The sequence below is a fragment of the Selenomonadales bacterium 4137-cl genome, assembly GCA_032334055.1.
GTDB lineage: Bacteria > Bacillota > Negativicutes > Sporomusales > UBA7701 > Anaeroselena > Anaeroselena agilis.
Genome location: JAUOZS010000001.1, coordinates 907902 through 920998, shown reverse-complemented (window position 1 = coordinate 920998; position 13097 = coordinate 907902). Strand labels below are relative to the sequence as shown.

The following is a 13097-nucleotide window of genomic DNA, read 5'->3' as shown; positions in this document are numbered from 1 at the left end:
CAACCGGCTCTTTTGCGGTGTTCATGCGGATGCGGCCGGGACGGCCAGTTTCCTCCGCAGCCAGAGCTGATAGAGGACGGCATAGGCCAGGGTGTAGGTGCCGGCGGCGGCGAAAACAGCCTGATAACCCCAGGCTTCGGCCACCGCCCCCATGCCGATGGCGCCGATGCCAAAGCCCATGTCGACCGCCATGGTGTAGAAGCCGAAGGCGGTGCCACGGTTGGCAGGCTGAACGTTGGCGGTGATGATGGTGGCCATGGCCGGAAAGGCCAGGCCGTAGCCGATGCCGATACCCGCGCCGCAAAGCGCCGCTACCCAACTGCCGGTGAAATTCCCGGCCGCCAGCATCGTAAGGCCGAGAATGGCAAGAACGTAGAAGGCGAGCCGGTCGGGCCGCAAAACGGCGCACAGCCGGCCGATCCACATGCGCGACAGGACAACGGCGACCGAGTAGGCCACGTAATAGGAGTTGAACTCGGTTATTCCCCGGCTGAGCATGAGCAGGGGCAGGAAGGTCATAATACTTGCGTAGCAGATGTTAACGGCCGTCAGGCTGACGGTGGATATCAGTACGGACGGTATTGTGACGACTTTGATGAGCGGCAGGGGCTGTCCGGCGGCGGCGGTGGCTCTCGCCTTTACCCGGCGCGGGAATAATACCAGGGAAAGCGAGGTCGCAAGGGCGCCTGCGCCGATGACCAGCGGCATGCCGCCCGCTGCGTACAGCCAGTTGGCGGAGCTGGCGGCGATCCCCATGCCGATCATTGTGGAGAGGGTGTAAAAGGCCACCGCTTCGGCGGCACGGCGCTCTTCGTGCATCATGGTGACGGTGGTGAGGGCGGAGGCGCTGTAGCCCGAAATGCCGACGCCGTGGAGGAAACGCGCCACGGTAGCAGCGGCGAGGGTTACGGCGAGATGGTAGCTGCCGATGGCGGCCACGGACAGGATGACGCCGGCGGTCATTACCGGCAGGCCGCCGTAGCGGTCGACCGCCCGCCCCGAGAAGAGGCGGAACAGCAGCGAGCCGAGGGAGAACGCCCCGACCGCGAGTCCTATCTGATGGTCGTTCATGCCCAGACTGTGGTAATATATTGGTAGCACCGGCAGAAAAAAGTTGACGCTCATCCAGAAGAACCCGTTGGCGGCAACAAGGCTGAGAAAAGGGCGGCTGTACAACGAACGATCGAGCAACAGATCATCTCCCTGATTTAGGACATATATGATTGTTCGGTGCCAGCCCCGACAATCCCTGTCGAAAACCACGCAAAGTGAGGCAATCTATGAAGCGCTTTGTCCTGCCGATCGCCATCGCCCTTGTTGTGATATACATGGCGGAGACCGCGGCGTCTGTCGTGCTCGGCGGTTACCGGCCCAATCTGGTGGCCGCGTTCGCCGCCAACGAATATATTCTGTCCTGGCAGCGGCTGCCGTACCCCGGCTACTACGAAGTGGAGGTGCTGAAGGCGCCGCCGTCGGGGCGGTTCCCGGCTCCGCCCGGCCAGCGCCTCTTCTCTTTCCGCACCTGGGGCAACAGCTTCACGATCAACGATAATTACCCCTTCCGCACCTACTGGCGGGTATCTGCTCACGGCCTTTTCCGCCACCCGCTGGGCGGTTACTCCGATCTTCTCGACCTTGCCGTCCTTACAGGCCGGTCAGCCGTCGATTTTCAGCGCCTCAAGCCTGTGGCCACCTGCTCCTACCCCGCAGCCGCGCCGGCCGCGGACAAGCCGATGCTGTCGTGGACTACGGTGCCGGGAGCGGTGTATTACGAGATCGAATTTCTGGACGCGCCGCCGGAAAATCCCGGAGGCATAGAACCGTCCCAGCACCGCTTCACCCATTCCCGCGAGGTGTTTACCAACGGCTTCAACGCCGATTTTTCGCGATATGAGTTAAGCCGCCTCTGGTGGCGGGTGCGAGCTCTCGATTACGACGGCGACCCTTTGGGGGTGTTCTCGGACGCCCAGGAAATTTTCATCGACCACGACAAAGAACAGACGCTGCGGCCGCTGCCGACGACCGTCTTTAACCGCGACGGTCTCCCTACGCCGCTCTATCCGGCCTATTCCTGGGTCCCAATCGTCGGGGCGGTCGGTTACGAGGTCGAGGTTTTGAGCGCCCCGCCGGAACTGCCGGCAGGCACGGCGCCGTCGGTGCACCGCATCTGGAGCAAAGAGGTGTCCGGTTTTTCGTGCTACGACGAGGAACCCCGCGTTACCCCGGGCACCTATTATTGGCGGGTCAGGGGCCTGGACGCGGCCGGCGAGCCGGTGGGCGTTTATTCCCAGGCAGGCAGTTTCGTCGTCGACCTAAAAAGGGGCAATTACGCCGCAACTTTGGGCGATAGCATCACTCATGGCGGCGGCGCGGTTTCTTATTCGCCGGGGGACTGGGAATACAGTTTTCAGACTTACCTCAATTTCCCGGTCGTGAATCTCGGGCGCAGCGGCGACACCTCGGAGACGATGGCGGAAAGGTTTGAACGCGATGTACTGCCCTTCCGGCCGAAATTCCTCATAATTATGGGCGGTACTAACAGCCTGCGCGGCGGCACGCCGGCCGAGAAGGTCATCGAGGACCTGGCCGCCGTCCGCGCCAAATGCCTGGCGCACAGCATCCGTCCGATCTTTCTGACCCTTCCGCCGATCAACCCCGAGGCGATCAGGAAGGTTTTCAACGAAGAGACGGCGTCGAACTGGCGGCAGGAGTTCGACACCGTCAATAATTTCATCAGACAGCAGCGCTACTATATCGATCTTGATCCCCACCTGGCAGATGCGGGGCGGGAGTTGCCCGATTACTACGCGGTCGACGGCCTCCACCCCGATATCGAGGCGAAGAAGGTCATCGCCCAAATCATCAACGCCCATTGGTCTAGAGTGACGCGATGATGTTGTCCCGTCGGGCTTTGGCGGCGGCGAAGAAGGCGTGAACTGCCGCCCGGTCGCCACGCCGGATGGCGGCGACGACCTCGTCGAGCATTGCCTGCAGTTCCTCGATGCCGGTGGTGATGGCGTCAGGGTTTGTTAGACAAATGTCAGCCCACATGTCAGCGTTGGAAGAGGCGATGCGGGTGGTGTCGCAGAAGCCGCCGCCGGCGAGCGCGCCGATGTTTTCCTCCTCGCCGGGGTAACGGCCGAGGAGGTTGACGAGGCCTGCGGCGACGACGTGGGGCACGTGGCTGATGACGGCCGCGCAGTCGTCGTGGTGGGAAATGTCCATGACGCTTACCCTGGCGCCGGTGGTGCGGATGAGGCCGGCGACCAGCGACACCGCTGCCGGCGGTGTGGCGGCGGCGGGGGTGAAGATATAGCGTTTGTCGCGGAAAAGGTTGATGTCGGCGGCTGCGATGCCGCTTTTCTCCCGTCCGGCCATGGGGTGTCCGCCTACATAGTGGACTCCCCGGGGCAGCAGGCGGGTTATTTTTTCGCCGATGAACCGTTTGGTACTGCCGACGTCGGTGATGATGGCCCCTTCTCTGAGATGGGGAGCGATCCGGGCGACGACCGCGGGGATTTGCAGCACGGGGGTGCAGAGAAAAACCACGTCGGCCTGAGCGACCCCGTCCGCCAGGTCGGTCGTGGCCCGGTCGACGGAGCCTCGCCGGACGGCGATGTCGAGGCTGCCCCGGTCGCTGTCGACGCCGGTGACGTCGAGGCCGGCCGCTTTGAGAGCCAGGCCCAGCGAGCCGCCGATGAGGCCGACGCCGATGATGGTGATCCGCGGGTTTTTCATGCCATCCTCCGGCCCATGAGGTTGGCGATACCCGCAACTTCCCGCATCAATCCGGCGAAGTTTTCCGGGGTGAGCGACTGTTTGCCGTCGGACAGGGCTTCGGCCGGGTTGGGGTGAACCTCGATCATCAACCCGTCGGCCCCGGCGGCAACTGCGGCTCTGGACATCGGCCGGACGAGCTTCCACACCCCGGTGCCGTGACTGGGGTCGACGATCACCGGCAGGTGGCTGACGCTTTTTACGGCGGCGACGGCGCTGAGGTCGAGGGTGTTGCGGGTGAAGTTCTCGAAGGTGCGGATGCCGCGCTCGCACATGATGACGCTGTAGTTGCCCTCGTTCATGACGTATTCGGCGGCGTTGAGCCATTCGTTGATGGTGGCGGCTATGCCGCGCTTGAGGAGGACGGGTTTGCCGGCTTTGCCCACCGCTTTGAGAAGCTGGAAGTTCTGCATGTTCCGGGCGCCGACCTGCACTACGTCGGCGTATGCGCAGACTACCGGCACTGACTGGATGTCGACGACTTCGGTGACGATTTTCAGGCCGGTTTTCTCGCGGGCTTCGGCAAGCATCTCCAGGCCTTTTTCCTCAAGGCCCTGGAAGGAGTAGGGCGACGTGCGCGGCTTATAGGCCCCGCCGCGCAGGAACTGGGCGCCGCCAGCCTTGACGGCCTCCGCCGATTCCAGGAGCTGTTCACGGCTTTCGACGGCGCACGGACCGGCCATGACCACGAGACCGTCGCCGCCCACGGGCACGCCGCCGACGTCGATGACGCTGTCCTCGTGCTTGAATTCGCGGCCGACAAGTTTGTAGCTTTCGGTTACGGAGACCACCTTTTCAACCCCCGGAAGGACTTCAACCGGGAGTCCGTTGATGATTTTCTTGTCGCCGATGACGCCGATGATGGTGCGGTAGCGCCCCTCCGAAAGATGGACTTTGAGGCCGAGGCCGGTTATTTTCTCGACGACGCGGTTGATTTCGGCTTCGCTGGCGTGGGGCTGCATTACGATGATCATGATAGTGTTCCTCCCCGTTAAATTGACTTTGTCTTGGCTTAGGCTGTCTCAGAAGCTCCAGATGCAAGGCGCACCGGAGGCTGCGCTGCGACAGCGTACTTGGTTGCGTACGCCGAGCAAGCAGCCGAGGAGCAACGCCGCAGATGGACTTCTGAGGCAGCCGTAGAATATAAAAATCCCGCCCCTGAAATCAGGGACGGGTTATTATCTACCCGTGGTACCACCCTGCTTGCTTGTGGCAAGCCGCTCTTTTCAGGTACGGGACTGACGTCCGATACCCTAGCCTGTGTTAACGGTGGCGCTCCGGCCCGGTCTACTCGCACGCGGCTTTCAACCTGCTGCTCGCGGGTGTATTTCGGTCAGCGCGTCTGCCGGGTCGCACCACCCCCCGGCTCTCTGGAAAACGCTTCTGGCTTACTTCTCCCGCTCATCGCATTTCGATGTGCTGTTGATGCTTACTATAGCAAAAGTAGTTTGGCTATGTCAAGTCATAATTTTGAAGGCGATGTTATTTTGCCGGCGCCGGCCCGCCGCATTCGCCGGCTTCGCCTTTCATGATCGCCAACCCGTGCTCCAGGGCGGGCAGGACTACCTCCAGGCATTCTTTTACCCCCTTGGGGCTGCCAGGGAGGTTGATGATGAGCGTGCGGCCGCGAATACCGGCCACCGCCCGCGACAGCATAGCCCGGGAGGTCACTTCCAGCGATTTGGCCCGCATGGCTTCGGGAATACCCGGCACCAGGCGGTCGACCACGGCCAGGGTGGCCTCAGGCGTGACGTCCCGCGGGCTCAGGCCGGTGCCGCCGGTGGTCAGGATGAGGTCGATCGCCAGTGCGTCCGCCATATTGATGATTTCGCCGCTCAGAGCCTCACGCTCGTCGGGCACGACGACGTAGTGCTTTACTTCGCCGATGCCGGCCAGCATGGTTGCGATGGTCCGCCCGCTGACATCCTCGCGTTCGCCGCGGGAGCCTTTGTCGCTGGCGGTGATTATACCGATGCTAAACATTATCCGTCACCACCTTGAGAGTGTCGCCGACCGCTACCGGTCCGCCGGTCAGGACGGTCGCAAAAATGCCTTCCTTGGGCATTACGCAGTCGCCTGCCTGGTAGTATATGGCGCAACGGGTGTGGCATTCTTTGCCGATCTGGCTTATCTCCAGGAGCGCGTCGCCGATCTTCAGGCGGGTGCCGACCGGCAGTGAGACGAGGGAAATGCCCTTGGTGGTGAAGTTTTCGGCGAAGTCGCCCGGCCCTACGTCAAGCCCGGCCTGGCGCATCTTGTCGATGCTTTCCATTGCCAGCAGGCTGATCTGGCGGTGGGCGAAGCCGGCGTGGGCGTCGCCTTCCAGCCCCAGCCCCGGCAACAGATTGCCGCGGCCGACGTTGGTTTTGCGCTCGCCTTTGCTGGCGCTTGTACAAACTGCGATGATTGTTCCTTGCACTTTTGTCCCCCTAGTCGCGGTCGTTCCGCACGTAATCGCCGCTCTTGCCGCCGGATTTGGCGGTCAAACGGACGTATTCGACGACCATGCCCTTGTCAACCGCCTTGGCCATATCGTAAATGGCCAGGGCAGCGACGGTTACGGCCGTTAAAGCTTCCATCTCCACACCGGTTTTGCCGGTTGTCCTTACCGTGGCGACGATATCGATCGCGCTGGCCGCTTCGTCGATTGCGAAGCCGATGTCGACCCCCGTCAGTAGCAGGGGGTGGCACATCGGGATAAGCTGCCAGGTTTGCTTGGCCGCCATTATGCCGGCTACCTGGGCCACACCCAGGACATCGCCTTTGCCGACCGCCCCCGCCTTTATGAGCGCGAGCGTGGCGGGCTGCATCCTGATCCGGCCTTCGGCCACCGCCTCGCGCCTGGTGTCGTTCTTGACCGAAACGTCCACCATTCTCGCCCGCCCAGATTGATTGAAATGGGTTAATTCCACTTCGGCCCCTTCCCCGGCGGATCAGGCTTTGGCGGCAAAATCCCGGGGGAACAGCTCCACCCGGTCGCCGTCGGACAGCACCTTTGCAGGACTACTGTCATTGCCGTTGACTGCCGCCAGTTTTATCTCGTCAGTGTCAATCTCCAACTCGGAGAGAAGTTCGCCCAGAGAAATACCGTCCGGCACGTCGACAGCCACCATGCCGGTATCCGAGCCCTCCGGCCGGTAGCGCCTGAGCGAGGCGTATAAGCGCACTTCGATAACCAAACCTGCCCCACACCTTCCCTGAATGCGTTCAGTCCTTACAAGGCTACGTATATTATTCGGGCAGTTCGGTCAAACTCCTGCCAATTTTTTTCCAATTTTTGCTATTAGCCTCTCACCCGCCGATCTGCGACATTTGGCGCCCGAATCCAATATAGCCGCTCGTGCGGCAAAGGGAGTGCCCCTGGGGCTTGGCGCGGACAGCGGCGGCAAACAGGGCGGCAAGGTCTGCGTCGCTGGCGCCGGCTCGCAGTGGCGTCCTGATGTCGATTTCCCGGTCGCTCAGGAGACAGGGACGAAGCCGGCCGTCGGCCGTCAGTCTGAGACGGTTGCAGGCGCCGCAGAAATGCTCTGAAATGGGTGTGATGAAGCCGAAGGTGCCCTGCGACTCGGGAAGTCGCCAGTAGCGGGCCGGACCGTTGCCCTTGGTGTCCGCCGGCTCTAGCCGCCCGTGCCCGGCTTCTTCCAGCAGCCGTTTGACGGCGGCGATGTCGGGGCCGGAGTCAGGGTCGTCCTGGCCGCCTAGCGGCATGCGCTCGATGAAGCGCACGGCGATCGGGTAACGCTTAACCTGGTCGATGAAGAAGGCCAGATCGGTTATGCTCAGCGCGTCGGTCAGAACGACGTTTATTTTGACGGGCGCAAGGCCCGCCTCAAGCGCGCTCGTTATTCCCAGCAGGGTGTCCTTGACGCAGCCGCAGCGGGTTACTTTCGCGAAGCCGGCCGGGTCCACGGTGTCGAGACTGATGTTGACCCTGTCGAGGCCGGCAGCTTTAAGCGCGACGGCGTACTGAGGCAACAGGCTGCCGTTGGTCGTCAGCGACAGGTCTTCGATCATTCCCAGTCCCTTCACGGCGGCGACAAAGCCGACTATTCCCTTACGCACGAGCGGCTCGCCGCCCGTAAGCCGCACGTTTCTTATGCCTTCGCGGCTGAATACGGCAATGAGGCGCAGCAGTTCTTCGTAGGTAAGGATTTCAGCGCGGGGCAGCCATTTCACCCCCCGCGGCGGCATGCAATAGGCACAGCGGAAGTTGCAGCGGTCGGTGACCGATACCCTGAGGTAATGAATCGCCCGGTTATGGCCGTCGTTCATCGCCACGCCTCCTCCCCATTATCTCCCTTGGCTCGGGGCTGTAGGTAACAGTATTCGCCGTTCCGGCCGGATAACCTGCCGCAGCGACCGGCCAAAAACTCTCCATGCAAAACATACGCGGCGGCGCGAAAGGTTTTTTCCCCGCGGAGCGATAATACTATTACTGGATATTATTTGCAAGATTAATGGAGAAAACTATTCTTGAGGAGGTTTTGCGATGAAAACCCTTAAATATCTCGGTCATGCCTGTTTTCTGCTTTCCGACGGCCGGACGTCGCTCGTCTTCGATCCGTTCCTGTCTGGCAACCCCTGCGCAGCCGCCGGGGCGGACGATATCGACTGCCATTACATCCTGCCCTCCCACGGCCATGCCGACCACCTCGGCGATACGGTGAGAATCGCCAAACGCGCGGGGGCAACCGTCGTATCTACCGCCGAAATGGCCGGATTATGCGGCGGGGAAGGCTGCAAGACGCACGCCATGCACCTCGGGGGCAAGCATGCCTTCGACTTCGGCTACGTCCGCCTGACGCTCGCCTTCCACGGAGCAGGCGTACCCGGCGGCCACGCCTGCGGCTTCATCGTCAATATCGGCGGCACGACCGTGTACCATGCGGGCGATACCGCGCTGTTCGGCGATATGGCACTGCTTGGCAAACTGGAGAAGATCGACTACGCCCTGCTGCCGATCGGCGACAACTTCACTATGGGACCGGCGGACGCCGTCGAGGCAGTCGCCCTGCTCAAACCGCGTTTCGTCGTGCCGATGCATTACAATACCTGGCCGCTTATCGCCCAGGACCCGCTAGAATTCAAACGGGCCGTGGAAACGCGCCTGGACGTCCCGGTGCTGGTCGTTAAGCCGGGCGAAGCACTGAATCTCGAGTAGAGCAGGCAAAAACGCCCCGGCGCAGCAAGTTGCCGGGGTGTTCTGTTGTCCGCCGCGCAACATCGTCGCCGGACAGGCATAGCAAAAAAAGAACGGTCCCTTACGGGACCTAAAGTGCCTCGAATGAAGGCAGGAGTCTTCCGGAGGGGTAGTGGAAGTTCTCGCCTTCACCCATACACTGATTAAAGATTAAATATTACCTTGCACGCCTGACCGCTTTGCGCAAGTTCTATTCCTTCCCGCCAGCGGGATAAGGGAAGCGCATGGGTTATGGCCGGCGCAACAAGCAGTTTTCCGGTTGAAAGCAAATTCTCCATCTGTGTCCAGGTTTCAAACATCTTACGTCCGTGGATTCCTATAATTTTGGCTTCCTTAAAAACGACCTCTTTACCCAGTTCGAGTTCGATAGGCTTGTCGGGCAAACCGATGAGAGCGATCTTGCCGCCTTTCCGCAAATAGCTGAACGATTGCTTTACTGCTGCCACGCTGCCGGAGGCGTCGATGACGATATCGGCGCCATAGCCGTTGGTCGCCCGCAATACCGCCTCGGCAAGGTCGTCGTTCGTCGGATTAATCGTCCGGCCGGCGCCCATTTGGGCGGCAATTTTCAGCCGGGCGTCGCTGATATCGGCGGCGATGATGCCGGCCGCGCCCAAACATGCGGCCGAAGCGACAGCGAACAAGCCGATCGGCCCACACCCCAGGACAACTACGTTCGTTCCGGCGGCATTAGTTTCCACTATCGCCCGCAAAGCTGTGCCGAGAGGCTCCATGACTGACCCTGTTTCATATGTAATCGCAGGCGGAATCGGTTTGGCGCAAACAGCCGGAATAACGGCGTATTCGGCGAAGCAGCCGTTGCGGTGGACGCCGAACAACCTGAGATTGTTGCAGATATGCTGCTCGCCGTTCAGGCATTGATAGCAGTACCCGCACGGGACATGTGTCTCGCCGGAGACCTTGTCACCGATGCTTACGGTTTTCACGGCGGAGCCGACCGCTGCGACATCGCCGCAGAACTCGTGCCCCATGATAAACGGCAGTTTGATGCCGGCCCCCTGGGCCCATGCATTCCAGGCGAAGATATGCAGATCGGTACCGCACAGAGCCGCCGCCCTTACCCTCACCAGCACGTCCTCGGGGCCGCATTCCGGAATAGGCACGTTAACAAGCTCAGCCACTGTCGGGGAGGTTTTGACGAGCGCCAGCATGTCACCCATATTCATCATCACCTTTTCGCGAGAACTCGTTCCCTGTCAGGTTATTTCAGACCGAGATAGGCCGGCAGAGCCAGAGAAAGCCAGGGAATATAACTGATCATCATCAAGGCTACAATCGCGGCAGCCAGCAAAGGCACCACCGCTTTCGATATCTTTTCAATACTGATTTTGGCGATGCTGCAGGCGACATAGAGGTTTACTCCCACCGGAGGAGTTACCATGCCTATCGCCAGGTTGACGGTCATAATTATTCCGAAGTGGGTGATATCCACGCCAAGAGCAGTAACCACCGGCACCAGGATAGGCACGAGGATCATCATGGCGGAAATTGCGTCCAGGAAACAGCCGGCGATAAGCAGCAGTATATTTATCAGGAGCAGAATAACAATCGGGTCGCGGGATATTGCCAAGAACCACTCGGCAGCCAGCGCCGGTATGTTTTGATTGGCCAGCAGCCAGGAAAAAACGGCTGCGGAAGATACTATCAGCATGACAACCGCCGACGAAACGCCGGTATCGACGAGAATCCGGGGCAAGTCGCCCAGCTTTAATTCCCGGTGGACGAACACCCCGATGATAAAGGCATAGATTACGGCGATACCGGCCGCCTCGGTAGGAGTAAAAATACCGCCGTAAATGCCTCCGAGGATAATTACCGGTGTCATCACTCCCCAAAAAGCATCTTTGGCCGCCTGCCATTTTTCGGCGGCGGTCGCCACTTCCGCCCCGCGGTAGCCTCTCTTGCGGGAAATTACATATCCGGCAACGATCAAAGCTGCTCCTACGACGAAACCCGGCAAAACTCCGGCCATAAAAAGCTTGCTTACCGAAGCGTTGGCGACGACGGCATAGACGATGAAGGCAATGCTGGGCGGGATGATGACGCCGATACCGCCCGATGTAGCCATGATGGCGGAGGCAAAGCCCTCGTCATAGCCTGCGGCGATCATCGCCGGAATGAGAATGCTCCCCAGCGCTGCGACGGTAGCGGGGCCTGATCCGGAAATAGCGGCAAAAAACATGCTGGCCACTACGCTGACCGTGGCTAAACCGCCAATCGAGGACCCGCACATTCTGTTAGCCAGATTCACCAGTCGTCCGGAAATGCCACTCTTTTCCATAAGAATTCCGGCCAGGATAAAAAATGGTATTGCCAGCAGCGTAAAGGAATCGCTGGCCGCAAACATCATCTGCGGAATGTTTTCCATCGGCACCCGGGTGCCGAACCATAAGGCAACCATTGATGCAATTCCAAGTGTGAAAGAAATGGGTACCCCCAGCAGCAGCAGCAGCGTAAAGACCGCAAATATAATCGCCGCAACGTCCATTGCAGCCCCCCCTCTCTAGTTCTCTATGCGGACTTGTTCTTTATCCTGATGACCTCTAGCCAAGTTTACGATATGCAAAATCATCAGAATAAAGGAGACAGGAATAGCGAGGCTGGGCCACCACATCGGAATACCCATGGCGGACGAACGAACGTTGAATTCGATCTGCATCACCACCACCTGAAAACCGAGATACGCAATTATTCCGGCAAAAACCAGGCATAAGCCGTAAGTGATAAACGCGACCGCAGTTTTCAATTTTGGCGGTAAAAATCCAATAACAAAAGTCAGGCCAAGGTGAGCTCCCTTGCGAACGCCGATGCTGGCGCCGATAAACGTCGCCCAGATAAACAGGAACCGCAGCGTTTCCTCGGACCATGGCAACGACCCGTGCAACAGATAACGAAATACCACCTGCAGGAAGTTTATAATCGCCATCAGCGCTATCATAACCGCCAGCAGAATATACTCCGCCTTGGCAACTTTGTCCATGAAGGCTTGCACTTGCTTGTTTCACCTCTTTCCGACGATCCTTCGATAAAGGCCGGGAAGACGGAAACCGTCTTCCCGGCTGAGGCTATTTCCCCTGGGTCGCTTTCACCCATTTGTCAACAAAGTCCTTGCCGAGAATGCCGCGATATTCGTCATACACTGGCGCCATTGCTTTGACGAAGGCCAGCTTTTCTTCCTTGGTCAAATTGGTTATTTTCATGCCCCGCTTTTCCATATCGGCGAATAACGCTTTTTCTTCGTCCACAACGACCTGGCGCTGATAGGCGCCGGCTTCGACGGCCGCTTCCTTAAGCGCCTTCTGAATGTCGGCAGGCAAATTGTCATAGAACTTCTTGTTGACGGCGATAATCAGCGGGTCCCACACATAGTCCCATAGCGTGCAGTATTTCTGGACTTCATACAGCTTCGATGAATGGATGATGGTGGCCGGGTTTTCCTGACCGTCGATCGTGCCCTGCTGCAGAGCGGTAAAAACTTCGCCGAAAGTCATGACCGTCGGGTCGGCTTTGAGGGCCCGGAAGGAAGAGATGAAGAGCTTGATTTCCGGTATGCGGATTTTCAGGCCGGCGACATCTTCCGGCTTGCTGATGGGCCGCTTGTTGTTGGTCAACTCGCGAAAACCGCTTTCCCAATAAGCCAAGCCCTTGATACCGATTTTTTCGCACTGAGCGAGCATCTCATTGCCCAGCGGCCCATCCACCGCCTTATACCCTATTCCCCGGTCCGGGAAGAGAAACGGCAGGCTGAACACCGAGAATTTGTTATCAAAGCCTGAGTAAATAATTGTGGAGTGGATGGTCATGTCGACCGCCCCTGTTTGGAGCTGCTCGAGCATGGTGCGGGTATTGCCGCCAGACAGTGATCCGGAAGGATAGATGTCGACCTTGACTTTGTTGTTGGTTTTCTTGGCGACCAGCTCGGCAAACTTTTCGGCGCCTTTTTGCCAACTGGAGCCGGGAGCGCTGATGTGGGTCAGTTTGATGGCGATGGGCTTGCCGGCGGGCGCTTTTTCCGCCGGCCGGCTGCAGCCGCTTAGGGCTAAGCCGAAAACCAAGACGATACTGACCACCAGGGTAATCAATCTCTTCGACACGTGTA

At 59.6% G+C, this 13097-nt stretch carries 14 protein-coding genes and 1 other annotated feature; of the genes, 2 read left to right on the top strand and 12 right to left on the bottom strand.

Translation table 11 applies throughout. From position 1 onward, the window contains the following. Positions 1 to 21: 21 nt before the first annotated feature. Positions 22 to 1191: an MFS transporter gene (locus Q4T40_04730; GenBank protein MDT8900543.1), complete on the bottom strand. Its 1170-nt coding sequence runs from the start codon at positions 1189 to 1191 to the stop codon at positions 22 to 24. An 89-nt stretch (positions 1192 to 1280) separates the two neighbouring features. Here Q4T40_04730 and Q4T40_04725 point away from each other — a divergent pair, with 89 nt between their 5' ends. Next, positions 1281 to 2894, top strand: coding sequence for a GDSL-type esterase/lipase family protein (locus Q4T40_04725; protein ID MDT8900542.1), 1614 nt, complete (start codon positions 1281 to 1283; stop codon positions 2892 to 2894). On the opposite strand, the gene Q4T40_04720 is transcribed toward Q4T40_04725, so the two are convergent. The 7 genes from Q4T40_04720 to moaA all read right to left on the bottom strand — a co-directional run bounded on the left by Q4T40_04720 (position 2878) and on the right by moaA (position 8049). Further along, on the bottom strand, positions 2878 to 3738 hold the full coding sequence (locus Q4T40_04720) for a prephenate dehydrogenase/arogenate dehydrogenase family protein (protein MDT8900541.1): 861 nt from the start codon (positions 3736 to 3738) through the stop codon (positions 2878 to 2880). The two genes, Q4T40_04725 and Q4T40_04720, sit on opposite strands and share 17 nt — an antisense overlap. Beyond that, the gene (aroF, locus tag Q4T40_04715; GenBank protein ID MDT8900540.1) at positions 3735 to 4751 is read right to left on the bottom strand and encodes a 3-deoxy-7-phosphoheptulonate synthase; all 1017 of its coding nucleotides are present in this window, start codon (positions 4749 to 4751) and stop codon (positions 3735 to 3737) included. Before aroF ends, Q4T40_04720 begins: the two co-directional genes overlap by 4 nt. A gap of 189 nt (positions 4752 to 4940) precedes the next feature. Then, positions 4941 to 5191: a binding site (T-box leader), on the bottom strand. A 68-nt stretch (positions 5192 to 5259) separates the two neighbouring features. Then, a complete protein-coding gene (locus tag Q4T40_04710) occupies positions 5260 to 5760 on the bottom strand; it encodes a MogA/MoaB family molybdenum cofactor biosynthesis protein (GenBank protein MDT8900539.1) in 501 nt (166 codons plus the stop codon). Continuing rightward, on the bottom strand, positions 5753 to 6196 hold the full coding sequence (locus Q4T40_04705; protein ID MDT8900538.1) for an MOSC domain-containing protein: 444 nt from the start codon (positions 6194 to 6196) through the stop codon (positions 5753 to 5755). The genes Q4T40_04710 and Q4T40_04705 overlap by 8 nt, the downstream gene beginning before the upstream one ends. 10 nt (positions 6197 to 6206) lie before the next feature. Beyond that, a complete protein-coding gene (gene moaC, locus Q4T40_04700) occupies positions 6207 to 6689 on the bottom strand; it encodes a cyclic pyranopterin monophosphate synthase MoaC (GenBank protein ID MDT8900537.1) in 483 nt (160 codons plus the stop codon). 21 nt (positions 6690 to 6710) lie between these two features. After that, a complete protein-coding gene (locus tag Q4T40_04695; GenBank protein ID MDT8900536.1) occupies positions 6711 to 6956 on the bottom strand; it encodes a MoaD/ThiS family protein in 246 nt (81 codons plus the stop codon). A 112-nt stretch (positions 6957 to 7068) separates the two neighbouring features. Then, on the bottom strand, positions 7069 to 8049 hold the full coding sequence (gene moaA / locus Q4T40_04690; protein MDT8900535.1) for a GTP 3',8-cyclase MoaA: 981 nt from the start codon (positions 8047 to 8049) through the stop codon (positions 7069 to 7071). A 217-nt stretch (positions 8050 to 8266) separates the two neighbouring features. Here moaA and Q4T40_04685 point away from each other — a divergent pair, with 217 nt between their 5' ends. Beyond that, positions 8267 to 8938 (top strand): metal-dependent hydrolase, encoded by a 672-nt coding sequence (locus Q4T40_04685; protein ID MDT8900534.1) that lies wholly within the window; start codon positions 8267 to 8269, stop codon positions 8936 to 8938. Between the two features lie 182 nt (positions 8939 to 9120). Here Q4T40_04685 and tdh read toward each other — a convergent pair whose 3' ends face one another. The 4 genes from tdh to Q4T40_04665 all read right to left on the bottom strand — a co-directional run bounded on the left by tdh (position 9121) and on the right by Q4T40_04665 (position 13092). Further along, positions 9121 to 10158: an L-threonine 3-dehydrogenase gene (gene tdh, locus Q4T40_04680; protein MDT8900533.1), complete on the bottom strand. Its 1038-nt coding sequence runs from the start codon at positions 10156 to 10158 to the stop codon at positions 9121 to 9123. 41 nt (positions 10159 to 10199) lie between these two features. After that, positions 10200 to 11486 (bottom strand): TRAP transporter large permease, encoded by a 1287-nt coding sequence (locus Q4T40_04675; GenBank protein ID MDT8900532.1) that lies wholly within the window; start codon positions 11484 to 11486, stop codon positions 10200 to 10202. A gap of 15 nt (positions 11487 to 11501) precedes the next feature. Continuing rightward, on the bottom strand, positions 11502 to 11990 hold the full coding sequence (locus tag Q4T40_04670) for a TRAP transporter small permease (GenBank protein ID MDT8900531.1): 489 nt from the start codon (positions 11988 to 11990) through the stop codon (positions 11502 to 11504). A gap of 73 nt (positions 11991 to 12063) precedes the next feature. Then, on the bottom strand, positions 12064 to 13092 hold the full coding sequence (locus Q4T40_04665) for a TRAP transporter substrate-binding protein (protein MDT8900530.1): 1029 nt from the start codon (positions 13090 to 13092) through the stop codon (positions 12064 to 12066). Positions 13093 to 13097 lie beyond the last annotated feature (5 nt).

Excerpts from the sequence above, each read along its gene's own strand:
- tdh (MDT8900533.1), bottom strand. The coding sequence starts at position 10,158 with ATGGGTGACATGCTGGCGCTCGTCAAAACCTCCCCGACAGTGGCTGAG.
- Q4T40_04710 (MDT8900539.1), bottom strand. The coding sequence starts at position 5,760 with ATGTTTAGCATCGGTATAATCACCGCCAGCGACAAAGGCTCCCGCGGC.
- Q4T40_04685 (MDT8900534.1), top strand. The coding sequence starts at position 8,267 with ATGAAAACCCTTAAATATCTCGGTCATGCCTGTTTTCTGCTTTCCGAC.
- Q4T40_04725 (MDT8900542.1), top strand. The coding sequence starts at position 1,281 with ATGAAGCGCTTTGTCCTGCCGATCGCCATCGCCCTTGTTGTGATATAC.
- moaA (MDT8900535.1), bottom strand. The coding sequence starts at position 8,049 with ATGAACGACGGCCATAACCGGGCGATTCATTACCTCAGGGTATCGGTC.
- Q4T40_04720 (MDT8900541.1), bottom strand. The coding sequence starts at position 3,738 with ATGAAAAACCCGCGGATCACCATCATCGGCGTCGGCCTCATCGGCGGC.
- aroF (MDT8900540.1), bottom strand. The coding sequence starts at position 4,751 with ATGATCATCGTAATGCAGCCCCACGCCAGCGAAGCCGAAATCAACCGC.
- Q4T40_04675 (MDT8900532.1), bottom strand. The coding sequence starts at position 11,486 with ATGGACGTTGCGGCGATTATATTTGCGGTCTTTACGCTGCTGCTGCTG.